Below are 24,378 nucleotides of genomic sequence, written 5' to 3' on the forward strand. Positions count from 1 at the left end.
TAGTCTGAGCCTTACGTTCAGCCTGTCCTCTTAGACACCTTGTCTTAAGGTAATAGCTAATGTCTACTGCCTTCACCATTCGGTATTTCAACCCTAAAGATAGCACCCGTACTGGGTGCACACAAAAAAGCGGCCATTACAGGCCGCTTTTTCGATACTAGATATGGATACAAATTCACTAATCTACCGTTTAGACCCCAGCACAGATGAATCCTGATTTCGACCGTAAGCTACTGAGAATATGATTCCACCAAGAATCACAGCCGTGATAAACACCAGCATCAAATTACTATATAGAAATGCGGCAGTGTCAGTTACAGTCGGGAGGAGCGGGAATTTCAGCCAAGACATCGTCAACAAACCTCCTGCATAGCTAACCCCGATCCCTTCAGCTAAGAAGCAGGCGAAGTTCAGAAAACTCATACCGGAGCCTGATTCATCGGAACTCAGCGCTTCCGCAACACTGGTGGACACGACGGTTTTTACAAACGAAAGCCCGCCAAATGTCAGAACCATTGTTATAGAAATAAGCCATGGCGTCCGGTCGGCAAACAACGAAATGCTCAGGAAACTTGCGATAATCATTAACAACCCTACTAGCATCGTGAAAAAACATCCCCGCTTATCGACCAGTATGCCACTAAGGAATCCGAACAATAACACGCTGATGGTCCCGGGAAAGAGAACGGCGCTTCCAATGAGACTTGTCGGCATATGGTACACATCTTTCATCATGTAAGGGACCGTTGAAATATAACCAGCCACCGTTCCTAACAATACGCCTCCCGAAAGCACCCCAGCCAAAAACTTTTTCCGTCTAAACAAGGAGGGTTCGATGAAAGGTTGCTTCGCACGCCGAATACGCTGCAGGAATCCGAAGAAACACAGAACGCTTATAGCGAGGTATCCCCACTGGTACACGGATGTGAATAGCATGAACATTAAAATTCCGATGGATAGCAAACTAGCTCCCAGAACATCAAACTTCCCTTTGTTCGAAGGTTCATCTGGCAGCACATGAAGAAAAAATGGAAGTGTGAGCAGTGTCATCATCGGTAGTATAAATAAGTAAGACCAATGGATATAATCAGAAATGACCCCTCCAACCGCAGGTCCGATTCCTTCACTAAAGGCTACCATGGAGCCAATCATCCCAAACGCTTTTCCTTTATTTTTCGGCTCGATATAGCGGGCTACAAAAACCATGATCAGCGCTGGAACCGCCGATGCTCCTGCTCCTTGAACAAAGCGTGCAATTAATACGACAAGAAACCACTTATGAAATACCATACCGGTCAAAGATCCCGCAAAGTATGTTAACAGGCCGGACAAAAGCAGTTTTTTGGTACCGTACAAATCCGAGATTTTCCCATACAAAGCCGATCCTACAGCAAATGAGATCATAAAGCTTGTATTTACCCAATTCGCCGCTGAAGGTCTAATGCCAAATTGTCTGGCGATATCCGGCAAAGAAACATTAAATACTGTCTCGTTGAACACGCTGAAAAAAGCAAGGATGCTAAGCCAAACCATCGATTTCGAAACGCCGCTTGAATTTAATTTTGTCACCTGGGGTTCCCCCTCTAGAATCAAGGGAAATCGCGCAGTTTACAGGGCCAATGATGCGGGTTCCCCTAACTTTTGTGCCCTCTTTTGCTTATATACCTCATGGTGATGCCTCCCTTTCATAATTTCCTGCAGTGTAGCATGTATAACCATTTTCGAATAGATAAAAAACAATTAAAACATTATCCAACTGATGGGAACGGTAAGGTAATGCTAACGCTAATCTAATCATTTATGGGGAATCTCCGTCACAACCTCCGGTTAATTCCCTTATTTGCAGTGACAGAATTGGAAACCTCTATTCATTCATAAAAAATCCATTAAACCGGACAGATGAACAATCCTTTCCCTACCTCAGGAATAAAATACCATATCAACAAAAAGGGGTGAGGGATATCACAACGTTTAGGGCTTTCTTGAGAGGAAGAAGCGAGGTGCCTCCTGTAAGGACAGTTTCTACAGGAAATATTGTTTTTCAACTTAACCGTGCGGGTGATAAAATATTGTTCAGACTCGTTATCCGAAATATAAACCGGGTAACACAAGCTCATATTCATCTTGGGCGAAGAGGTGAAAACGGTCCTGTAGTCGCCTTTCTATTCGGTCCGTCGAAATTTGGGATTTCTGTAAGACAGGGAGTTATTCGAGGAACGCTGACCCGCAATGATTTAGTCGGCCCTCTAAATGGAAAGACGATCCGCGATCTGGTCCGTGAGTTTGAAAGAGGCAATGCTTATGTGAATGTCCACACCATACAAAATCCAAATGGAGAAATCCGCGGCCAGGTTTTTTCGTAAATCGTACATGACTAATAACGTAACGCAGAAAGTGCCTTTACGCAGGTTGCAAAACCAACCCGCTCTCCACATGCAGATGAGCACCGATCCAGTGGATTGATGCTCTTTTTTGGTATGGAGCCGTAGGGTGGACATGCAGAGCCAAAACTGAAATGTCATATCTCTAAGTTCAGTTTTGTCCTCAGTATCCATATAAGCTCCTTTGCAGACTCAATGGCTTGTTCCAATGAATAGACTAACCGATCTGTCACTGAAATAATATCTTCATGCTCCTCTGGTGTGTCGAGCACTTTCTTAATATTAAGATTAGTCCACCTCATGTTCTCTGCCTGATTCATCAACCGGAGAATTGCACTTATCGAATAATGTGCCGTCCTTAAGGTCCGAATCATTTTCAACCGTCTTATTTCATTTTCTGTATATGCCCGGGACCCATCGGTATGTCTATGGACCGTTATTAACCCATTGCGTTCCCAATTTCGAATAACTTCAGTTGAGAGGTCCAGAATCAGAGCAGCCTCTTTGCGTGTATAAGTTCGAGCTGGTGTAGATTTTATTCCGCACACCCACTGCTCCGACAGTTCAATAGCTTCTAGCGCCCGGTCATATTCTTTTTCCAGATGGGACAAATAGGCCTGTGCATATTCTAGTGCTTGAGTAAAATCGGCTTTGCCGCTAGCTTCAACTATGGCTCTAGCCTTTGCCCGAATGAGTCCTTGAACAATTTCACAACGAAAAGCGGTTCTAGCTATTTTTAGTTGAAATAAATGCAAGTCGGAATACATGCGGTAGCCATTCACACCTCTCGGAACAGCTGAGATATATCCCCATTCTTCATAAATCCGCACAGTGTTGGGATGTACCCCAACCATTGCTGCAATTTCTTTGGTCCGGTACATCACTCAACCCTACTTCCACTTAAAAAATTTGAATGCCCCAATCAGGCTGACCCCAGTAACAATGCCCAATATCAAAAACGGCACCGTCATCCCCTCTGTTTCTCTACCTGTACTTACCAGCTTTAATAAATGAATCCCATGTGACAAGGGTAAGATATCCATGATCCATTGAACGAAGCGTGGCATCACTTCATATGGAATGGTCGCACCTGAGAACAACAACATCGTAAAGTACGCAATAGAACTCCACATATTAGCTGCCTTTTGATCAGGTACGACACTGCCAATAAAAGTGCCAATACTGTACATGGCTAAGACAACAAAGGCATATACGCTCAAAAATATAAACCAGGAGCCTGCTATTTGATAATCAAACAATAAATAATACACGAGAGTAACACCCATAAATGAAACAAGGGCAGAGGAAAGCTGAATTATACCTTGGGCGAATAAAATCTGTAAAGGTGATACCGGCGTCACCTGGAATCGTTTCAGAATGCCCCGGTGCCGGTAATCAGCAATGGTTAATGGCAGACCCATTACACCCGTTGCAAGCACACCAATCGTTATAACGGCTGCGTAAGATAATTCAAAATCAGATGAACCAGCCGAAGCATCTCTACTAAGCACATAACCAAACAAGGCCGCCAAAATGACCGGAAAGCATATACCGAAAATTAGAATATCAATGCCTTTCCATACCAGCTTACCTTCTATTTTCAGGAGCGTAAACATTGTACTCATCCCCAGTCCTCCTCGCCGGCAAAATGTAAATATGCGTCTTCAAGCGTTGTTTTCCCGCTAGCCACTAACGCTTCCTGAATGGTTCCATGAAAGACGGTTTGACCCTCACGCAGAATTAATATCTCATCACATAACGCTTCAACCTCATCCATGTAATGTGATGTTAAAACAATCGCCAAACCCTTTTCTTTTCTTGTTACGAGCTGTTTCCACAGCATACGACGAGCCTTTGTATCAAGCCCTGTTGTCAGTTCATCTAAAAACACAAGTTTCGGTTCAGGAATTAAGGCGAGGAGTACGGCCAGCCGCTGACGCTCCCCGCCAGAAAGTAATTTAACTGGTTGCTGTTCCTTATCTGCCAACCCAAAGGTTTGTAGTAAAGCAGGTAAGTCCGCCGTTTGTTTATACAGTGATCTCCACTGTTCGCATGCGTCGGAAACGGTTAGTTTATCCTGGAAATGGGTTTCTTGAAACTGCACCCCTACCTGTTCAAATATCTCCTTCCGATTGCGTATTGGTGATTTACCCACGATAACAAGCTCATCATAAGTACTCTTTTCAATTCCAAGCACTGCAGCAATGGTTGAAGACTTTCCTGCCCCGTTCGCCCCTAGTAATCCAAAGGCCTGCCCCGGCTTTACTTCAAAGCTAATGAGATCGACAGCCTTTTTCTGACCGTATGTAACCGTCAAATTCCCAACCTTTAATACCATGTTCTAACCTCCTAAATAAATCTTAGGACGTCAGTATAACAAATGATCTATAGGGTGGTGTCTTACTGGAGGGTTTGATAGCTATCGTGAAATTGATTTTCTTAACCTAGGCGCTGCCTATCGAACCGATGATGTCATAATCCTTGAAAGCGATGACAATTCCGTACATTGGAAAATAGTTGAATACGATCATCCATGCCACGCCAAGCAAGGCCATGACCTGCAAATAACGTTGTCTGTACATTCTGCGCAGGATTCCCCGTCTTTTCTGGTTTATTTCGGGGTCCGCTGCAGCCTCCACTCCAACCTTCATCCCAACCACACCCTCCTGTTTGATTTATTTAACTTCCAGCTGTAACCCCATTGTAGAGCAAGCAGGAATTCGACATAAGGCGTCATATTTTACGTTTGGTTTCTATTTTTGGACGTTTAGAAGAACAAAACGGATACGCCGTCCTTGTCTGAATAGATTTCAGTTTAGCGTTGTCTGGAGAACTTTTTGAATTCTTCGGAAATTTCAAGTGGAAAAAGGTTAACTAATTCTGCCGGTTTTGCACCTAACGGAGTAATATCGCTTAATTAAGTTCCCTTTTTCCACTTCATTCTTACAATTGTTGATTTGTGGGAGAAATAAGCTCCCTTTTTCCAACTAGCACGGCTCACCTGCTTTATCGCAAGCGCCAGTTGGAAGAAGGCTATCGAATCCGGCTGATTTCAACCCGTTTGAGTGTATTTGCTGAATTCGTGCCTACTTATCCCCAAGTTTATGCACATTTTATCCACAATAAATTGAAATTATAATTTCCTAAACAATAAAAAAAGACACCGGTTAAGGTGTCTCTGCTGAACCTCCATATTGGAACCAGCCACGTCTATTTTTTATTCTTGATCCTTGGCTTCCAGCATCCTGAGCAGAACCGTGACCGTTTCCGCTCTCGTCGCGGCATTTTTCGGGAAGAAGCTGTTGTTGCCCTTCCCCTGCATGATCCCTAGCTTCTTCATCTCGGCTGCTGCTCCAACAGCCCAGGCCGGTATGTCGCGGTCATCCTCGAATCCGGCGGAACGGGCATCGGGTACGAGGTTTAATGCTCTCGCCAGCATTACGGCCATTTCCGATCTCGTCAAGGGCGCATCTGGACGGAAGTTACTGTTCTTATCGCCCTGGATAAGACCCAAGCTTACGGCTCGCGCAACGGCTGCCTTGGCCCACTGCCCGATCCGGTCCGCGTCCTTGAAGGACAGGACTGCTTCTTCGTTCTGAAGCTTCAGCGCTTTCGCCAGCATCACTGCGAATTCAGCGCGCGTCACCGTGCGATCGGGCCGGAACGAACCGTCCGGATAACCTGTGATCATTCCCCTCTTTTCTGCTTCCAGGATATTGGCTTCGGCCCAATGACCGCCAATATCCGCGAAGGCATGGCCGGGTACCGGAACTTTCGGCGTGTCCGGACCACCGTTTGGATTATCCTTCGGATCAACGGGGGTTACCGGCGGGATCACGGGAGCTCCTCCTCCCGAATTGCCTCCGCTTCCTCCGCTTCCGCCGTTTGAACGCTCGCTTACGGAAACGTTTATTTTGCCCGTAACGGACGGATTCGCGGTCAAGACGGCCGTAATCGTTACTTCTCCGGCAGCGGATGGCGCCGTAAATACCATGCTGAACCGGCCATTCGCATCCGTTACTGCTTTAGCAGTTTTAAAGCTGCCCGACGAAGCCGCGACTTCGGCCTCCACGCCGGAGACCGGGAGATTGTCGCCGTCGTAGACGATTCCCGCAATGGACACATCATCTCCGGACGTCACAGCAGACGGCGTCGCCTGGAGTTCGATTAGAACGGGTACTTGTGCGGCCTTAATTACGGAAATGGTAATCGTATCCGTCACGGCCGGACTCGCGGCCAAGACCGCTGTAATCATCACTTCTCCGGCAGTGGACGGCGCTGTAAAGACCGTGCTGAACCGGCCGTTCGCATCCGTTACAACTTTAGCAGTTTTGATGCTGCCTGACGAAGCCGCGATTTCGGCCTCCACGCCCGGGACCGGAAGATCGTCGCTGTCGTAGACGACTCCCGTTACGGACACGTTGCCTCCGACCGTCACGGAAGACGGTGCCTCCTGGAGCTCGATCCGGGCGGGCACTTGTACGACCCCATCTACGTAAACGGCAGTCGTCCCTCTCACGGACGGATTCGCGGTCAAGGCTGCCGTAATCGTCACTTTTCCGGCAGCGGACGGCGCTGTAAAGACCGTGCTGAATCGGCCGTTCGCATCCGTAACCGCCCTGGCGTCATTGACGCTGCCCGATGCAGCCGTGATTCCAACCTCCACGCCGGATACCGGTAGATCGTCGCTGTCGTAGACGGCTCCCGTAACGGATACTTTATCTCCGGATGTCACGGTAGACGGCGTTGCTTCAAGTTCGATTCGAGCAGGCACTTGTACGTCCTGGTTCACGGACACGGTAACCGTATCCGTCACGGACGGACTTGCAGGGAGGACGACTGCGATCGTCACCTCTCCGGCTGCGGACGGCGCTGTAAAGACCGTGCTGAACCGGCCGTTCGCATCCGTTACTGCTTTAGCAGTTTCGATGCTGCCCGAAGCAGCCGCTATTTCGACCTCCACGCCGGGGACCGGAAGATCGTCGCCGTCGTAGACGGCTCCCGTAACGGACGCTTTGCCTTGGGCCGCCACGGAAGACGGTGTTGCCTCCAGTTCAATCCGGGCGGGAACCCTTTGTACGTTCTCTGTACCGTACACTTTAAATTCCCAGAGCGAGTAGCCGTACGTGGTCGCTCTTTTCGTGCCATACATCCGAACGTATCTTGCATTCACCGGTTCGAAGGAGATATCGTCGATTTCTCCGTCTCCGGTTGCGGTGCTGTATACGGTTGTCCAGTCCGCCGTGTTGTCGGAAACCTGGATTTGGTACTCCTTCCCATACGCACTTTCCCAATGCAGCATGACCTTCGCGATGGGCTGGCTGGAGCCAAGATCGACGTAAATCCACTGCGGATCGGCATAGTTAGATCCCCAGCGGGTCGTCAATGACCCATCGGCCGCATTTCCTGGCGACACGTCGGCGGCTCTGGCCGAACTTGCCGTTACCGGCTTGCCTTCGGCGAGATTGGGTGCCACCGCTTCAAATACGTTAAATTCAGCAAGCGAGTAGCCGTCTCCGGTACCCTGCTGAACGCCCTGCATCCGGACGAACCTGGCACTGACCTTACTAAAAGAAATGTCGTCGATTCCGCCATCCCCCATCGAAGTTGTATAAACGTCCGTCCAGGTGACAGCATCGTCCGATACTTGAATTTTATAGCTTTTCCCGTACGCCTTCTCCCAATTTAGCCTAACTTTATTGATTGTATATTGATTTTGCAGGTCAACATAAATCCATTCGTTGTCTGAAGCGCTTGAACTCCAATAGGAGCTTCTGTATAGATCCGTAGCATTCGAGGCAAATTGCTTGCCTTGGCTGGAGGAAGCGGTCGCTCCTTTACTGTAAGCGAGATCGAACCCGCTGTCGTCGATGGAGGTTCCCTCGTTTAGGGTCATGCTTCGGCCGGTAAACGTATCCTTGCCGAGTCTATAGGTTGTCGTGGCTTTGTCTCCGTTCCGGTTCAGCGTTACGTTCACTGTAATCCCCGGTGTTTCGGGATTAGCGACCGAGATGCGGACAGGTGTCACGGATTCGTCAATGATCACCATGGACGGATTATCAACGGTGACCGTCAAGCCGTCTCTTACCGTCACCGTCCCGGGCTGATAGAACAGCAATTCCGCAATGCCAAGAGAATTATGCCGGACCGCCTGAACCGACGGTGTATTCGAAAGAATACTGATCGGGCTCGCGCTCGCGTAGCTGCCGACCTCTTCGGGGGTTTTGTTCGGTAATACGATGTACTGATAGGAAGCGTCAGTCGGTTTCACGCCATGATCGAGCCAAATCGAAAAAATCGGCTTCGTGATCGGCTCCGTTGAACTTCCCGTGATGACGTCGCTCCATTGACCGGTCTTCGTCTCCCGCTTCACTTGAAAATCCGTCGGATTCGGGAAAACATAGCCGACCTTATCATTATAAGCCCAGCGCCCGTTAGCTTGCTTCGTTCCGTCCGCCAATACCTCGCCGTCTACGAGCACATCGCCTACCGCCAGACTTTGGTTCAATGTCGTGTGGACCGGTGCGGCATTCGTCGAAGCGATGCCTGCGCCCAGCGCCACCATTTCATCATCGAAAAAAAAGTAGCCTTTTTTACCGCTTGTACTCAGCTTGTTAAAATCAAACGCGGTGGCTCCATAACGCTCATTTGTCACGCCGCCTACAAACGTTTTGGGATTGTTGAAATTCCCATCCTTCGTGAGTACGTACGGGGCTGTCGTGCCAGGAACATGAGCCCAGTCCATCAGCGGGTACACGGGTCTGTATTCGTCGCCGGTTCTCTGAATGGCAGTGGCTCCTTGCGGCGTCCAGTACAACAGGTTATATCCGCTGGGATTAATGGTTCTCCATTCGCCGCCTTTGACCGTTTTGGAAGACATCTTGACCGTAATTCCATAATCATTCCGCATGTGGGAGGAGACCAGCGTCTGCCATTGCGTCATATTGTTGGCGTTCAGTCCGTTGCTCGTGCTCGTGCCGAAGCTGCGGATATTGTCAAGAAAACTCGCAAACTCCCCGGCCCGCTTCGGATTGGCCACCTGCATCCACTGCAGCGGATCTTCATAGAAGGTCAAAGCCGCGCTCGCATAATCCGGCCAATCGGGTCCATTCATCCCCATACCCAGATCGGCAACATCACCTCTCACGAGATACCTGGTGCCGTCCAGCAGGTAGGACGATAAGGAATCAATCGCCGCCTCACTGTAAGAGAAAGCGGTATCCGAGGTAATGTACGCCCAGAATGACATATCTCTGGCAAAGCTTCTTCCATAGCCCGTCGTATAATTCGTTTTGCCATGCATGAAAAAAGACATGTCTGACTGGATTCCCGTGACAGTCGTCGTCACATTCGACAGCACGTTAAACGCTTCCACGGCGTTCCGGACGTTCTGGGCATCCTCCAGCAATAAGCCGCGGATCATATAATTTTGATTGTACCAGGACGAGTTGGCTCCATCGACAGTGTGCGGGCTGCTGTCTAACGTGCCGATAATATTGGAAACTTGCGCTTCAGTTAAATAGCCTTCACATAAAAGCGCGATTTTCCCCAACCTTAATTGTTTGCCGATTCCGGTCTCCCACCAGTTGGTTGAAGTCGGCTTTACCGTAAACCAATAGTCCAGCCCCTTTTGAATCCCTCCTAACAGGGTTTCATTATGATAGTATTGACCATTCGGGTCAGCAAACGCCTGAGCCATCGATTGCATCCGGTCTAAGGCAAGGTAGGGCGACCAGGCTCTCCCATTGGCGCTGGAGGTTGTACTCGCGTAATCTACATCCCCCCAGCTTCCATTAGCGTTTTGACTGGATAAGTAAGTGCCAGCCTGGGATTTAAAGGTCCATTCGACCCGGCCGTTCGTTCCGTCGTTTATGATATCTTTGGAGACGTAGAAAGCAACAATCCGGTTTTTCATCAATTTCATTTCAGCGGTCTCTTGAGAAGCGTTTGCCGTCCCGGCAGTACTCGCCGATGCAGGCGAATATAACCATATGGACGATATCATTGAACAAACAATAACAAGACATGTCCACCTCATTACAAACCTTTGCTTCTTGTCAGCCATGCACATGCGCTCCTTTGCTCATCTAAACTTAAATCGTTGTTGACAGCGCTTTCCTTTTTAAGGATTGAAGAAGGCAGTTCACACTGCCTCCAACCTTTTACAAAAGCGTATTATAGATATCCTTTAGCGGTATGTCCGCCACTGCCATCACTTCGTCTGCGGCACCGTAATACATGCGGACCGTCTGATCCAGCAACAGGGCTCCGCACGAGAACACGACCTTGCCGAAAAATCCATTCACCTCATATGCAGCTTCCGGCTCCAATATCGGTACACGGGATCTCGCGATTACCTTGGCTGGGTCCTCCAGATCAAGCAGCACCGCGCCCATGCAATAGCGGTGCTTGCTGTCCGCTCCATGGTACAGCGCCAGCCAGCCGCGTTCGGTTCGAATCGGAACCGCCCCGCCGCCCATACGAGCCGAATCCCAGCCTTGTTCGCTTAGCCCCATAAGGAAGCGATGGTTCCCCCAATGGTCGAGATCAGGGGATTCGGCGATCCACATCTCGGGAGAGCCGAACGATTTCGGCACCGGACGGTGCAAAGCGTAGTATTTGCCGTTAATTTTATCCGGGAATATCATGACGTCCTTATTTTCGGGAGCCAGCATAAGTCCGCGGCGCTTGAATGTCCGGAAATCCCGGGTCTCCGCCAGGCCGGCGCCAACGCCGCGGGCGGAGGCGGAGCTGTAAGTGATATAATAGATGTCTCCGATTTGGGTCACGCGCGGATCTTCAATTCCCCACGCTTCCAGAGCGTGTTCCGGAAACAAGGCCGGCTGCGGCTCGATGTCGAAATGAATGCCGTCTTTGCTTCGCGCCACCCGCAGATGGGATAAGGATGTGAGCATGACCGTACGTCCGTCCCTTGCTATGAAGCGCGAGTCGGAGAAATCATAGCCCGGATCGGTCTTGTCGTAGCGCTCTACAAGTACATCGGTACCCGCTTCATTCAGCCGGGGGACGAGCACTTCGTCCGCCCGGTCCGATATCGGCGCTTCCGCAATGCGCAGTAAAAGGATCGTTTCATCCCCTAACTGCGCAACCCCTGCATTAAACGCACCCAGCACCCGAAAATCGGGGCGGGAGGGGACAACGTCCCGAACCCGTATAACAGGATTTTGCGCGCTGCGTGTTATGTTCATGTGAAATACCTCTTTCAGTATTTTAAATGCTGTTATTTACCGGATGTGACAGCGTCGATTTGCGCCTGAATTTCATCAATTACTTTTTGTCCGCCGAGGCTCTCCATTTTTTTGTCCATCATCTTCTTGCCTTCTTCGGCAGGCACCAGGCCCTGGCTAAGCGGCAGGAAGGTCGAATCATGAAGCGGAGTGATTTTGGCATATTCCGTCTTCACCTTTTCAGCGTTAAAGTTGAAGCCCGCCGTTGGACTAAGTGTGAAATTGGCCGGGTTAGTAGAGAAGTCGAACCACTTCTTGTCATCCTTCATCATCGTGTCCGGCGTGCGGTTCAGCGTTGGCCGCCAGGTCAACACATAACCCGGGAATGAATAGCTGGACAGCACCTTATAGCTCGAATCGCCGACCGGTTCCCAGTCCTTTCCTTGAATACCGTATTCCATCAAGTCGTGGTTTTCCTTAATCGACATCCAATTGGCTACGTCCAGAGCCAGATCAGCATGCTTGGAGGAAGCCGGAATGCACAGGAAATTCCATTGCTGGAAAGCGGTATACGGCTTGGCCTTATCCCCGTTCGGAATGAAAATCTCCAGCTTGTCGCTGCCGTCTTGCAGCATTTCCGAATATTTCAATCCTTCTACACCATCCGCCGCATAATAGGTAGCTGCATATTTGCCCTGCTTGAACAGTGTTTCTGCATTTTGCTCTTGCGCGATATTTTTGGAGATGATGCCGTCCTTATAGTATTTGGTGACGCGTTCATAACCATCGGCAATCATCGGACTTGCCCATTGGCCGGTTACCTTCTTGTCCTTGATGGAATACGCGAACATGTTGACACCGATTTCAAGCACTTCATCCAGCGCCAGATTAGCGGATTCGCTCAGGACAAACGGGAGTTTATCGGCTTTGATGCCGTTAATGACGAAGGGCTTGACATCCTTCTCCTTTTCCTTGACCGTATACAAAAATTTCTCCAAATCGTCAAGGGTTTTCAGCTCGGGAAGTCCGTATTTCTCGCGCAAGTCTTTGCGGATCAGAAGGCCATAGAGCTGGCCCTGGGTAGTGCCCAGCGGAATTCCCATAATTTTTCCGCCGAATTTGTTATATTCCCACATTTCCTCGGGAATGGATGCTTTGAGCTCCGGACGTTCAGCCACTGCGGCATCCAGTTCCATTAAAGAATTGCCCTCGATCATCTGATTCATGGATAACCATGGGGCATCGAGATACATATCGAAATCTTCCCCGGCAGACATCTTCACAGATACCGCATTCCCGTAATCGGACCACGGCAAGAAGTTGATGTTCAAGGCCGCTCCGACGTTGTCCGCTTTCAATTTGTCGTTAACCGCCTGCAGCACAGCGTCAAAGCCAGTCGGTTTATCCCCTGGAAAATAAGCTTTCAACGTCACGATTTCCTTCGCTGCGGGTGCAGCACTTTGCGTATCCGTTCCAGAGCTCCCTTCATTGCCGCCAGTCTTCGTATTGCCGCCGCAGCCCGCCAGCATCAGTGAGGATACCAATACCGCTGTCGTCGTTGTGCCAAACCATTTTTTTAACCTCATTCCGTAACCCTCCCCTGTCTATGGAAAACAATCTATGATTCACCCGGACTAATCCGGTTAATGCCGGAAATGCTTCGTTAACCTTTTACCGCTCCTACCGTTAGACCTTTGACAAAATACTTCTGAAGCAAGGGATACAGCAGGACAATCGGGCCGATCGTCAGCACGGTCGTCGCCATCCGTACGCCATAGGTAGGCGGCGTCACGGCAATGGCTGCTGAGGCGGGAATGAGATTTTTGGCCGCTTCCATATTGGAGACCATCCGGCGCAGAATCAGCTGCAGCGGGAACAACTTCTCATTATCCACGAACATCAGTCCCATAAACCAGTCATTCCAGTAGCTCAGGGCATAGAAGAGGCCGACGGAAGCCAGAATCGGCTTCGAGATCGGAATCATAATTTGAAAGAAAACCCTCATTTCATTCGCCCCGTCTATTCTTGCGGCTTCCTCCAATTCCTCGGGAATGGTGCGGAAGAAACTGACCAGCAAAAAGACGAGGAACGGCTGGCATAACATCGTCAAAATGAGCACCCAGATGGTATTCTGCAAATGCAGCCACTGGCTGACCACAATATAAAATGGAATGATGCCTCCGGAAAAAAGCATAGGCAAGTAGCAAAAAAACAGAAACGGTGTTTGCAGGACATTCCGTTTGTTAGCCAGCGAATAGCCGAGCATTGCCGAAATGCACAACGCGGTTAATGCGCCTACGACAGTGATAAAGATCGTGACCGCATAGCCGTTGAACAGCACATCCGATTGCAAAACCGCCTTATACGCATCCAGCGATAAGGTTTGCGGAAATAAAGTATAGCCGTGTGCAATCAGCTCCTCCTCATCCGTAAAAGAGCCGATAATCATCAGCAGAAAAGGAAACACACAAAATAAGGTAAACAACAAAATGAACGTATGGGCAAATACCGTAAAAGTTCGATCCGCAGCGCTCTGTTTCTGTCTCATAGTTCTTCTCCTAGAATAAAGCAGATTCTTTAGACACCCTTCGGGTTATCCAGTTGGCGGTAATGACGAAGATTAGACCCATTATCGACTGGAACAGGCCAACCGCCGAGGACATGCCGAAGTCATGCAGCTGTCTCATGGAGCGGAAGACGAAGGTATCAATGACATCGGTAGTCGGATACAACGATGAATTGTCTCCAATGATGGCATAGATCATGGCAAAGTCACCATTGAAAATCTTGCCTACAGCCAGCAAAGTCATGATCATGATGGTAGGAACGAGCAGCGGCAGCGTAATGCGCAGCACAATCTGCAGTTTGGAAGCCCCGTCAATCCGGGCAGCCTCGTACAAATCCTCCGATATGCCGGTAATCGCCGCCAGAAAAATAATTGAAAGATAACCGGCTCCTTGCCACACACGGATTACCGTCAGAATGTAGGGCCAAAGCTTGGACTCAAACATCCAGTTGACCGGTTCCAGGCTGAGATATTGCAGCCAGGTGTTGATCATCGGCTCTTCCCCGCCAAATAAGGATTGGACAATCATTCCTACCACAATCCAGGACATAAAATAAGGAAGGAAGATGAGCGACTGTGAAATTCGTTTGAAATACTTATTGCGGATTTCATTGAACATAAGAGCAATCATAACCGCAGCCACCGTAGTAAATACAATGAACAGCATGTTGAGCACCAGCGTATTACGCAGAATGATCCAGAAATCATCCGAAGTAAAAAAATAATCGAAGTTTTTAAAACCGACCCAATCGCTTCCCGTAATGCCTTTGGCAAAATTATAGTCTTTGAAGGCGATTATAATCCCGTATATGGGAAAATAACTGAACACGAGAAAAAACAAGAGCCCCGGCACGGCCATAGCATAAAGAAAAGGATTTTGAACAATATGCTTCAGCTTGGACCGTTTACTTGCGTTAAGTTGGTATTGCATCTTTTTATCTCCCCCCTTTCATCAAGACCGGCAATCGCATCAGCGTCCCGTTATCTATGCCGCTACCTTACCAAGCCCTTGCTGCAACGGCAATTCCGAAAAGCTCCAATTTCTCCTGCAAGCGCAGTTTTACGAACTTCCTAAAAACAACACTATTTCGAAAATAAACGATTCTGAAGACGGAAATGCCCGGTATGCTATAATTAATCTACATTTATGAGCTCGACAGTTATGATTATGGAGGTTCCAGACCAATGAAATTCAGACATCCACTCCTCGCATCGCTGAAGAGGCATCCTACTTATATGAAGCTTATTTTTTATTTTGTCAGTGCAAACGTTCTGGTGCTGGGCATATCTTTTGCGCTGCTCTATTGGCAGTCTTCCAAAACGCTTCTGGGAGAGATCGGCGATCATTCTGAATCCCTGCTGGTAAACAGCGCCCAAAACACGGCGCGGCTGATGGAATGGGCGCTGGAGTTTAGCTTCTCCTCCAGCAATGACAGCACCCTCAAGGTATATGCCCTTTCGGATCAATACAGCGATTTTGAAACTTTCGAGGTATGGAGCCGGCTTATGGACATTAAGAACGCCAATCCGTCTATCGATTCGGTATACCTCATCAACGATTACACGAATACGGTAGTCGATTCCCGACTTGGATTGAATGATGCGGAAGTTTTCTACGATCAGGACATTATTAAGCGCTTACGGAATCCGGTTACAGCGAACCACAGCGTTCTCATTCCAAGAACCTTGTCCCTCCCTCTTACCGGGAATAAGCCCAAAGAGGTGATGACCATCATAAGATTTTACGAAAGAGGCAGTTCCATCTCCGCTTTCGTTATGAATATAGATACTGATAATCTCATGACCCTGCTTCAGAACAATTCGAATTATGCCAACAGATCGGTTGCGGTTCTGAATGATCGGGATGAGAAGGTTTTTAGCAGCACTGCTTTGAATCAGGAACAAATTGCGGAGCTCAGGAGCCACGGGAGTAAGGGCGAAAGCGGATGGAAGCTCTTTCAGCCCCGCACTCAGGGAGAGCAGCTAATGGTTTACACAAGCTCCTCCATCAAAGGAATCCAGGATTGGACCTTTATCGAAACGATCCCGAAGTCTGTCATTTTGGGAAAAATCACTGTTCTTCGCAACACAAGCCTGTTCTTGTTCTTCGCCCTGTTCGTAGCATCCTTGACCGTTATCGTTCTGATTTCCAAACGGGTGTACTCACCTATTCAAGAACTGATTAGCAGAGTGATGCGGCAGCATCAAGCTGAAAAGCCCGGTCTAGGATACAGCACAAATGAACTTGACTACTTATCCAATGTATTTATAGCCCAACGTAATCAGATTAATGAACTGACCGAGCAATGGCGGCTTAATAAATTTTTGGGCAGAGAGAGGTTTTTACGGGATTTTCTGGGGGAGACCTACCATTCAGCAGAGGAAATAGCTTCTCAATTTCAAGAATGGGGAATTGATCTGCCGCAAGATCAGCTGTCGGTGGCCATCTTCCGGATTGACCACTTCTCGGAATTTTCGGAGACCTACCCGGAGAAGGACCGGCGTCTGCTCCGGTTTGCAATGTCCAATATTATTCAAGAGTCGCTGCAATCCTCCAAGCACAAGCTGCAAACGGTGGACATGGGGGACGATCATGTGGCAGTTGTCTTATCCGCTCCATTGTCCGAAGAATATGCCAAGAAGCTGCAAGTATCCCAACAGTTAATAGAGCAGTATCTGTCAGTTGGAACGACCGCCGCTTGGGGCAGGACGCTGCCCAGCCTGACCGACATGCATGAGATCTATATGGAGACGTATGAACTGACGCAGGAACGGTTCCGGTTCGGACACAGAGCGCTTATCGTGAAAGCATGGCTGCCCGACGCGCCCGGAGAACTGTATCATCTGCCTGTGAACAAAGAACGGCAGATCGCTCAGTCTCTTTCCAAGGGGAATGCCGATACGGTTCTGGAAGTCATACGCTCAGCCGTAGTCAAGCTGCGGGGAATGCCCTATTTTGAATGTAAAATGTCGTTGATCACCTTGTTTATGGATATACGCCGGCTCATGCAAGAGCACTCCGGTCAGCCGCTGCCCAGTTCATGGGGGCTGACTTCCATCGAGAAACAGATTATTCAGCAGGAGACGATGGAAAACGTGGTGCCATGGATGGAAGCATTGGTAACCAAGACGCTCGAAGACATTGTGGCTGCCCGCAGTCTGTCCAAAAACGTGGCCCTGATCGAGCAGGCGGACCGGTTCATTGAAGAACAATTAACCGATCCGAACTTGTCCGCCAAAATGCTGGCCGATCATTTGGGATTGTCCGTGAATTATTTCCGCAGCTTGTATAAAGCGGAGACAACCCAGTCCATTACGGACAAGATATCAGAGAAGCGCCTAAACTTCATATGTCAGGAGTTAATTGCCTCCGACTCGCCGATTGAGCCCATCGTCCAAAATTCCGGTTTTTCGTCGCTGAACACTTTTTATTCCATCTTCAAAAAGGTGTATGGAATGACACCGGCCCAATATCGGAAGAAGCATAGAAATGGCGATACCATGGAGAATATATAGACCGGCCAGAAGAACGATCTATAGGATAAAATCGTGGAAATGTCAAAATCCACACCCGCATGCGGTCAACCCAGGATTGCTATCGTGAAATTGATTTTCTTAACTTATGGGGTATAGGGATATGCCTTATGGACTCCAATGGATGATATAGCAGCATCCACGGGCCTGAAAAACGCATAACTCCCTTAATTTTTTGACGGTAAACCGGTTGATAACAATGGATCGGACACTTCGCACAAGCCGTTTTCTCTTCACCGAATTTGCAGTGGGACAGTCTTTTCATAGCGTACTGATTTAAGCTCTGACATTCCTCGCAGAGCTCTTTTTGACGATGTTTTTTCTTACAATATATACGAATCATTTTTGCAACAATATCTTTTTCTTTCCGAATTTTAGGGCCATCGTTCAACTGCTGCTCTGCTTCTGTTCTCATATAGTGAAGCCTCCCTGCTCAATTGCACTTAGATTTCGGTAGTTAATATGTAGGGGATTCGTTGAATGGTAGGGATTTTCCTGCTAAGGAGTATAATCTCTTGAATAGTGTGAAGGAGAGTCGAAAAAAGGCTCCTGGAATGGAACGGATAAATAAGTCTCCGAGCCTTCCCAATTTCACAAATTTTCCAAAAGGACCGCCGAGAAAAGGAAGGTTATGGTTGTTGAGAACAAGAATAGAGTTAAGATTCTAAATTGGGGAAGTGAGTTGATGAGCATGAATGACAAGATGGTAGTTGTCTTAAGAAGACAGTTTGAACCGACAGTAGAAATGTTGAAGAATCTAATCGGTGTATGCCCTGATGATTTCTGGATGGACGCCAAGCAAAAATACTGGAAGCATATATTTCATGCTACAACCAGTATGAAATTTTGGTTTAGGCAGCAGAAGGATGAGGAATTCAAAATACCTGACTTCGGTAAGGATGTAACAGAAGACCTGGATAAGGAGGTGCTCTGACTACCCTACTAAAGAGGAAATGACGAAGTATGTAGAGGATATTTTAAATGTGGCTCATAAGTTTTTTGATGAACTTACTGACAGCAAATTATTGGAACCATGTGTACATACGAAGAAATAACTAAAACTGATGTCATCCTAATGCAGATCCGGCATGTTCAACATCATATAGGTTATTGCAACAGCATATTGAATTCGAATCACCTGGAAGCAGCAAAGTGGCTGTGATAGCGTTAGTGATTGAAATTAGCTTTTTTGTTTTTTCATTACTTTGTTTTTGAGTCTTTTTATGGAGCCGAGGCGTGGACATGCAGAGCCACAATTCGGCGTGGGTTGCTGCTGGAATTGTACGAGATAGCCGTTTAGTACACGTTAGTTTTCAGTTGCATTTCTCCAGTATCATCACAGAACCCGCTTGTTTCAAGAAGTTAAAACCAAGTATTCCGTTGATCTCCATGCCATAATCCATGTTTCCAAAATTCTGTTATATTCATCTTGGCCCTCTGATCCCCACATATCGTTTTCGTGCCACAACCTCAGGACGGGAGGTGTGAAAAAAACAATATTCTCTGTGAGGGTCTTCCTGGTGCAACTCACTGTACCGCTTCAAAGCTTTGGTAGAGTCTTCGTAGGAATCAATCACGGACATCTCTTCAATAAAACGCTGGCCTTCTTTAGAATAAGCCTTGGTCGCCTCAAGAACGACCCATTCATTAGGAAAACGCTCCTGAACTTCATCCCATCGCATCTTGGACACCTCCGGTTAAATAATTACTATTATTATAGCATATCGGGTATTAACTTCTAAACCAGAGTCAGACCTCCGCCTGATCTTTGGAGCTCTTTTATGAAGGTAGTTTGAACCAGATTAATCTTGCAATAAAAAGGCACAAAACGAAAAAAGACACCGGATAAGGTGTCTTCTACTTTACTCCATATGGAGCCGAGGAGGAGTCGAACTGCTGTCCGAAGATAACGGCACATAAGTTTCTACGAGTGTAGTTACAGTTTTGATGTCAAATTGACTAATATCCAGAGACAATCGCTTCAGACCAGGCAGGTACATTCTCCACACAATAAACCATGTTGTTATGCTTTATTTCTGCAACAATTGTAGGTTCATAAGTATTATCAATGATAATAACTTGATCTGCAATGGCCAAAGCTGGCGTTAGATTCTGTAAAGATTGGCCGTACCTCCAACGGATATCTTCTTCAGCAATCCAATGCCCCCCCTGCTCCACACGTGAGGCAACACGATCTATATGCATTTGCACATCCTGAAGCCCAATATAATACATTACAATCTCATAGCCGTTTTCTTTAGCAATTTGCATATGCTTCAGCACAAATGTACCTGACAACGTTGTTTCGATAGCAAAAGGTTGAGCTTGTTTAATGAGCGAGCGAATTCTTTTCACTGCTTCTCTTCCGGCAGAGAGGTCGGCACCTCTCGGGTTATCCGGCTTTAGTTCCCGGGCTATTTGATCAGGATCAACCAATTCACCTAACCAGCTCTTCATCTGCATGCTGAGCGTACTTTTTCCAGCCCCGTTAGTACCGGCAAATACCGTCATTACGGGTCTTGTCTCAATCATGGTAGGCAAACTCTTGTCTCTTGCCGGCCGAGTCATAAACAATTTCGAACTTATTGCCTTCCGCATCCTCACGAACCCTTTTGTTATTCTTTATATAGTAAATGGATGCTCCCGACTCTTTGGCCTGCTTACGTGCATATTGATTAGCCTTTTTGAGTATTTCTTGGAGTTGCTTGCGATCCACAGTCATTAGGACTAACCTCCGATTCGAATTTGGCTTTATTATAACATACCAAAAAGCCACCAACCAGAATACTGGTTAATGGCTTCTTTACTTACTCCATATGGAGCCGAGGGGAGTCGAACCCCTGTCCGAAGATAACGGCACATAAGCTTCTACGAGTGTAGTTACAGTTTTGATGTCACCCTAGAAGCCCCCCGTAACCGGGTCCCCTTCGGGTCAGCCTGATTGTCTTCTTCAGCTCACCGCAGGCGGAGATGAGACAGCGTATCCCACTACTTGTTAGCCCCTATCCCTGTCACATGGGCGATGCAGGGTAGAAGCACGCTGAGCTAACTTTCACTCGCTTGTTCAAAAACCTTATTGGTTATAAACACATTTTCTGGGTGTCCTATTAATTGATAAAAAAGAGATTCAGGAAAGAAATTATCTGTATGCTTAATATTCTCTAAGTGGGCTTCCAGTTTTTCTCCTTTCATCATTTCCGATAGTACATTCATAGTATCTTCATACACGTGAGATACTCTCAATTTACCCACGCTTTGAATCTGCTGAAAATCCTTCAAAGGAAAACTCCCATCCGGTTTAACTTGCATAGCCCAACGCTTCAAAGCCGGGTTAGAATCAATAACTTCATTTATTGCATTTGAAGAGACTATGAATGCCCAAATTTCATCCAGCGTTTTAAAATCGTACTTTCCTATTTGAGTTTCAGCAATGTAAAGAAACAATCTAATCATTAATAAGCCATTTCTTCTCACATCTACGGGAATGAATGTTCCCAAAACTGTAAAAGCACCGCAACGCATGAACATATCTGCAACCGAAACGACCCCAGATCCTCTCGGACTAACGTGGCATGAACTTAACAAAACTATAGGCGGCACACTAAAATCATTTTCATTAGCCATCCATATATCTTCCCCGATACTTAGACCTGCACTATTATTTTTATTATCATAACTTCCATGTGCTGATAGAACTAAGCAACCAGCATCTCTATGTTCACTTAGAAATCCTTTCAATTCGCGAATGCTCTTAGTTTCTTTGTATACTACTTCCAACGTCTCATATTCACTTCCAAGTGTTTCAAGCATTGACCATACCTTATCTGAATGTGGTCTTATACGATGATCATCTTTTTTTATACATTCAGCAATGATAACTTTAAGATATTTTCCTATGTAGTAATGTCCTTTCTTTGGTATCTCATACTGGACTGCCTTTGTAAGCGGCGTCAATGGTCTATAGGAAATTGACTTATAACAACTCAAAGGAGAGGATGCTTCTTCGAATATTGCTAGACCTACAGGGAAATCAGAAAATACTGTTATGTGACTCGCTCTTAAAATAATATCTTTTTGCGTACTGCTTATATGATTTGAAAGAATCTTCCCTAGTTTTCTTAATGTTCTCCACACGTATCGATTATTCGTTCCACGGTCATCTTTACAACTAAACTCTAATTGATTAAGTTCATAGAATAATTCGCTCGGGGCAGTTTCTAGCTCAATATACACTGCATTCCTTGCAATAGAACGATGTATCCCTAATAATTTAATCATTTCTCTTTCCTTATCAGGCAAACTATCGGGGCGACCAAGTTGGCTAATCTGTTGAGTTGGGACTCCAGGCATTGTAATAACAACTGGAACTTGTACAGTTCGACGATTATTTTTTAATAATGTAACATACTCAACTTCATCAACATTTCGAATATCTCCTTTTGTATTTTCAAGAATTTTATCATAAGTAGCTAATGTAGCATGTGCTTCAAATTGAAATGCAGCAATTTTTTCCACGCTATTTTTTGACAATTTCACAGCTTCAATAACACTTTTTAATTTTCTAAATTGGGTCGAGAAAAAAACAAGTGGCAATAATTCGATATCACCAAGGTCGTAAAGTTGTAAGCTATTATAATCTACAATGCTTTTATTATTATTCTTACTCACCAAATTCCAAATCATATTCCAATGTTTTCTTAAACTTTCTGTAGATAAGCTATCTATACCAATTACTCCAAGCGGTGATCCTACTGTCTCTTGAAGTTTACTTGCAAACTCCGCACAGCCCTCTTCATAAATAATTAAAGTAGGTCGCGGCATAGAAAAATCTTTTATCATATGAACAATATCAGAAGGAAAAGGAATTATATGATTAGGCTGATCATAACTTTGCAGTAGTGTTTCTTCATCCAAATCTAAAACATCAAAACCAATTCGAGGTAGATGCATAGCATAGTGTAAAGCAGGCATGATATTTATTAAATCAGGATCTAATATATGCATTGTCTCTTTATATTGTTCCATGCCAACTTCCGCTAGATCCACTATTGGTTTAAAGTTCAATAAATCATTGTTGTTTGACTTAAACACAACATAATAATTTAGCAACATTCTGTTGTTGAGTTCAGCAAGTTTGTTAATTGATTGCATATTAATCACCTCTCTTCTAATCATTTGATTCGCACAACTGTTGCATTCAATACCGAAGCCAACCACAATAACTCACCCGCACCAAACATGATATGAGCTAACGGAAGCATTCCTCCAGAGGTTTGTTGGTGTAAAGCCATTACATCCAGATACGCCTTTGTGACGCTTTCAGGCACATTCTTGGACTGCATTAACGTCACTGCAACAATCTGATCTACAATTCTATTATTCTCAGCTACAGCCTGTTCAGCATTGAGTTCAATCTCTTCCCAGTCAATATCGAGTCCAGATATGCAAAGAGTCTTTCCATCCAACCTAGCTACCCACTGCTCTCCATGCTCATTTTCATAGTATGAAAAGTATGTACTATTCTGATTACCTACTGCCCACGATGGTGGATTTTCACCCTGAATACTAATACGAAGCTCAGCCGACAATTACAACAACTCCTTCAATATATTGGAATGAGATATACCAATATTCCCATACCATCAATTGACTGTCAAAGCATTTGTCGGCCGATTTATCTATAATTGTATTACATTTCAGCTACTATTTTCTTCTCATACAAAACCTCATCTGCATTCTTGAACTGCACCGTCACTTACACATTCTTCGTCTCCCTCTGCACAACCACCTTCGACACAAATTTACTCACGATCTGATGCAACATCTGCGGATTCTGCACTTTCGCATTCAGTAGTCCGATCAACGTCTGAATGTCATATGTCTGGGGGCGAATGACAATGAAGATACGAGGGATAAATGCATTTGGACTTTTGTTCTTTGCTTGATGGCCCTGATAGTCTTTTTGTAGAACAAGTACTGACTTCTCAACAATCTAAGCAGATAAGAACGGATTGCATATTCACGTAGCTAAGTATGGCCATTAGGAAAGATTATTGGGATAAGATACAACGATAGTTGGACGAGAGAGATCTACCGAACATCGCAGCTGATCCTAACTGGGTAAGGAGTCGTTTCCTGGAAGCAGAAGACGATCCGTCAGAGGACTTTTCAGCCAGCCATGCAAGATGCAATATAGAAGGGCTCTCTGGAGGTTACGGAGTTGATCGCTTAATGCGGTACGGATGTAGATAATGGTCTGCAATTAGCGATGAAGTTGGATCAAGGTATTGTATATCAGTTGCTGCATTATGGTGCTGATCCGATAAAGGCGTGACGCTAGCTAGACGACTTACAATGCAGATATGAATTGACTAGGGCCACAATAGATACAGGCCAAGCAGGAGACGCATTCCGAAGACTACAAGAAGGAGGGCGGTGTGAGAGTGCGGATAATTAATGCAAATGAGTAACATTAACAGCGGAGAAGATACAAGTTGTCCTTTCCGCTGTTTACCGTTTATAGACCATTGCCGCAAAGCAGGGTATACGGAGCTAGGAATTCAATCTATTGGTTACAAAGCAAGTGGGTTTAGAATAAATGATTAGTGAACGAGCAATCATTCTAGCGTCCTACAACTTACTGATAGTGACTGGCACCAATTGCGACTGGAATGCACTTAAGGCAGGGTATTGCGTCAAAATTGAAGTG

At 46.4% G+C, this 24,378-nt stretch carries 17 protein-coding genes, 1 other RNA gene and 1 pseudogene; 3 read left to right on the plus strand and 16 right to left on the minus strand.

The window, feature by feature from the left end:
* Positions 1–183 precede the first annotated feature (183 nt).
* Positions 184–1,533 carry an MFS transporter gene (locus tag BLQ82_RS06660; protein ID WP_062523680.1) on the minus strand — a complete coding sequence of 450 codons (1,350 nt, stop codon included), beginning with the start codon at positions 1,531–1,533 and terminating at the stop codon, positions 184–186.
* A gap of 428 nt (positions 1,534–1,961) precedes the next feature.
* On the opposite strand from BLQ82_RS06660, the gene BLQ82_RS06665 reads away from it, so the two are divergent.
* Positions 1,962–2,363 carry a CHRD domain-containing protein gene (locus BLQ82_RS06665; RefSeq protein ID WP_074647984.1) on the plus strand — a complete coding sequence of 134 codons (402 nt, stop codon included), beginning with the start codon at positions 1,962–1,964 and terminating at the stop codon, positions 2,361–2,363.
* A 155-nt stretch (positions 2,364–2,518) separates the two neighbouring features.
* On the opposite strand, the gene BLQ82_RS06670 is transcribed toward BLQ82_RS06665, so the two are convergent.
* From BLQ82_RS06670 to BLQ82_RS06710, 9 genes and pseudogenes are all read right to left on the minus strand, one after another.
* Positions 2,519–3,262, minus strand: a complete 744-nt coding sequence (locus BLQ82_RS06670; protein WP_062523610.1) for a MerR family transcriptional regulator — start codon at positions 3,260–3,262, stop codon at positions 2,519–2,521.
* A 9-nt stretch (positions 3,263–3,271) separates the two neighbouring features.
* Positions 3,272–4,006, minus strand: a complete 735-nt coding sequence (locus tag BLQ82_RS06675; protein WP_062523611.1) for an ABC transporter permease — start codon at positions 4,004–4,006, stop codon at positions 3,272–3,274.
* Complete coding sequence (locus BLQ82_RS06680; RefSeq protein ID WP_062523612.1) at positions 4,003–4,719, minus strand: ABC transporter ATP-binding protein; 717 nt, start codon at positions 4,717–4,719, stop codon at positions 4,003–4,005. Before BLQ82_RS06680 ends, BLQ82_RS06675 begins: the two co-directional genes overlap by 4 nt.
* Before the next feature lie 109 nt (positions 4,720–4,828).
* Positions 4,829–5,032 (minus strand): annotated as a pseudogene (locus BLQ82_RS32560) (sugar ABC transporter permease); the annotation flags it as partial.
* Positions 5,033–5,598: 566 nt separating this feature from the next.
* Positions 5,599–10,305, minus strand: a complete 4,707-nt coding sequence (locus tag BLQ82_RS06690) for a polysaccharide lyase family 8 super-sandwich domain-containing protein (RefSeq protein WP_074647942.1) — start codon at positions 10,303–10,305, stop codon at positions 5,599–5,601.
* Positions 10,306–10,543: 238 nt separating this feature from the next.
* Positions 10,544–11,590, minus strand: a complete 1,047-nt coding sequence (locus BLQ82_RS06695) for a glycoside hydrolase family 130 protein (RefSeq protein WP_062523615.1) — start codon at positions 11,588–11,590, stop codon at positions 10,544–10,546.
* 32 nt (positions 11,591–11,622) lie between these two features.
* Complete coding sequence (locus BLQ82_RS06700; RefSeq protein ID WP_062523616.1) at positions 11,623–13,155, minus strand: ABC transporter substrate-binding protein; 1,533 nt, start codon at positions 13,153–13,155, stop codon at positions 11,623–11,625.
* 77 nt (positions 13,156–13,232) lie between these two features.
* The gene (locus tag BLQ82_RS06705; RefSeq protein WP_062523617.1) at positions 13,233–14,117 is read right to left on the minus strand and encodes a carbohydrate ABC transporter permease; all 885 of its coding nucleotides are present in this window, start codon (positions 14,115–14,117) and stop codon (positions 13,233–13,235) included.
* 10 nt (positions 14,118–14,127) lie between these two features.
* Positions 14,128–15,066 carry an ABC transporter permease gene (locus BLQ82_RS06710; protein WP_062523618.1) on the minus strand — a complete coding sequence of 313 codons (939 nt, stop codon included), beginning with the start codon at positions 15,064–15,066 and terminating at the stop codon, positions 14,128–14,130.
* 254 nt (positions 15,067–15,320) lie between these two features.
* On the opposite strand from BLQ82_RS06710, the gene BLQ82_RS06715 reads away from it, so the two are divergent.
* Positions 15,321–17,651 carry a helix-turn-helix domain-containing protein gene (locus tag BLQ82_RS06715; RefSeq protein WP_062523619.1) on the plus strand — a complete coding sequence of 777 codons (2,331 nt, stop codon included), beginning with the start codon at positions 15,321–15,323 and terminating at the stop codon, positions 17,649–17,651.
* Positions 17,652–17,730: 79 nt separating this feature from the next.
* Here BLQ82_RS06715 and BLQ82_RS06720 read toward each other — a convergent pair whose 3' ends face one another.
* Entirely contained in the window at positions 17,731–18,084 is a 354-nt protein-coding gene (locus BLQ82_RS06720) for a nitrous oxide-stimulated promoter family protein (RefSeq protein ID WP_062523620.1), read from the minus strand.
* A 270-nt stretch (positions 18,085–18,354) separates the two neighbouring features.
* Here BLQ82_RS06720 and BLQ82_RS06725 point away from each other — a divergent pair, with 270 nt between their 5' ends.
* Positions 18,355–18,603: a hypothetical protein gene (locus BLQ82_RS06725; RefSeq protein ID WP_157243807.1), complete on the plus strand. Its 249-nt coding sequence runs from the start codon at positions 18,355–18,357 to the stop codon at positions 18,601–18,603.
* Between the two features lie 490 nt (positions 18,604–19,093).
* Here the strand turns inward: BLQ82_RS06725 and BLQ82_RS06730 are convergent, their stop codons facing one another.
* The 5 genes from BLQ82_RS06730 to BLQ82_RS06755 form a co-directional block, all read right to left on the minus strand.
* Positions 19,094–19,351, minus strand: coding sequence for a hypothetical protein (locus BLQ82_RS06730; protein ID WP_062523622.1), 258 nt, complete (start codon positions 19,349–19,351; stop codon positions 19,094–19,096).
* Positions 19,352–19,628: 277 nt separating this feature from the next.
* The gene (locus tag BLQ82_RS06735) at positions 19,629–20,201 is read right to left on the minus strand and encodes an ATPase (RefSeq protein ID WP_062523623.1); all 573 of its coding nucleotides are present in this window, start codon (positions 20,199–20,201) and stop codon (positions 19,629–19,631) included.
* Positions 20,194–20,391 (minus strand): hypothetical protein, encoded by a 198-nt coding sequence (locus BLQ82_RS06740; RefSeq protein WP_020430878.1) that lies wholly within the window; start codon positions 20,389–20,391, stop codon positions 20,194–20,196. Before BLQ82_RS06740 ends, BLQ82_RS06735 begins: the two co-directional genes overlap by 8 nt.
* A 92-nt stretch (positions 20,392–20,483) precedes the next feature.
* Positions 20,484–20,843, minus strand: a transfer-messenger RNA (tmRNA) gene (gene ssrA, locus BLQ82_RS06745).
* Between the two features lie 1,997 nt (positions 20,844–22,840).
* Complete coding sequence (locus BLQ82_RS06755) at positions 22,841–23,257, minus strand: hypothetical protein (protein WP_062523624.1); 417 nt, start codon at positions 23,255–23,257, stop codon at positions 22,841–22,843.
* Positions 23,258–24,378: the final 1,121 nt, after the last annotated feature.

It is taken from the genome of Paenibacillus jilunlii (genome assembly GCF_900102965.1).
Classification (GTDB): domain Bacteria; phylum Bacillota; class Bacilli; order Paenibacillales; family Paenibacillaceae; genus Paenibacillus_AQ; species Paenibacillus_AQ jilunlii.

Excerpts from the sequence above, each read along its gene's own strand:
- BLQ82_RS06660 (WP_062523680.1), bottom strand. The coding sequence starts at position 1,533 with ATGGTTTGGCTTAGCATCCTTGCTTTTTTCAGCGTGTTCAACGAGACA.
- BLQ82_RS06670 (WP_062523610.1), bottom strand. The coding sequence starts at position 3,262 with ATGTACCGGACCAAAGAAATTGCAGCAATGGTTGGGGTACATCCCAAC.
- BLQ82_RS06675 (WP_062523611.1), bottom strand. The coding sequence starts at position 4,006 with ATGAGTACAATGTTTACGCTCCTGAAAATAGAAGGTAAGCTGGTATGG.
- BLQ82_RS06680 (WP_062523612.1), bottom strand. The coding sequence starts at position 4,719 with ATGGTATTAAAGGTTGGGAATTTGACGGTTACATACGGTCAGAAAAAG.
- BLQ82_RS06690 (WP_074647942.1), bottom strand. The coding sequence starts at position 10,305 with ATGAAATTGATGAAAAACCGGATTGTTGCTTTCTACGTCTCCAAAGAT.
- BLQ82_RS06695 (WP_062523615.1), bottom strand. The coding sequence starts at position 11,590 with ATGAACATAACACGCAGCGCGCAAAATCCTGTTATACGGGTTCGGGAC.
- BLQ82_RS06700 (WP_062523616.1), bottom strand. The coding sequence starts at position 13,155 with ATGAGGTTAAAAAAATGGTTTGGCACAACGACGACAGCGGTATTGGTA.
- BLQ82_RS06705 (WP_062523617.1), bottom strand. The coding sequence starts at position 14,117 with ATGAGACAGAAACAGAGCGCTGCGGATCGAACTTTTACGGTATTTGCC.
- BLQ82_RS06710 (WP_062523618.1), bottom strand. The coding sequence starts at position 15,066 with ATGCAATACCAACTTAACGCAAGTAAACGGTCCAAGCTGAAGCATATT.
- BLQ82_RS06715 (WP_062523619.1), top strand. The coding sequence starts at position 15,321 with ATGAAATTCAGACATCCACTCCTCGCATCGCTGAAGAGGCATCCTACT.
- BLQ82_RS06720 (WP_062523620.1), bottom strand. The coding sequence starts at position 18,084 with ATGAGAACAGAAGCAGAGCAGCAGTTGAACGATGGCCCTAAAATTCGG.
- BLQ82_RS06725 (WP_157243807.1), top strand. The coding sequence starts at position 18,355 with ATGAGCATGAATGACAAGATGGTAGTTGTCTTAAGAAGACAGTTTGAA.
- BLQ82_RS06730 (WP_062523622.1), bottom strand. The coding sequence starts at position 19,351 with ATGCGATGGGATGAAGTTCAGGAGCGTTTTCCTAATGAATGGGTCGTT.
- BLQ82_RS06735 (WP_062523623.1), bottom strand. The coding sequence starts at position 20,201 with ATGATTGAGACAAGACCCGTAATGACGGTATTTGCCGGTACTAACGGG.
- BLQ82_RS06740 (WP_020430878.1), bottom strand. The coding sequence starts at position 20,391 with ATGACTGTGGATCGCAAGCAACTCCAAGAAATACTCAAAAAGGCTAAT.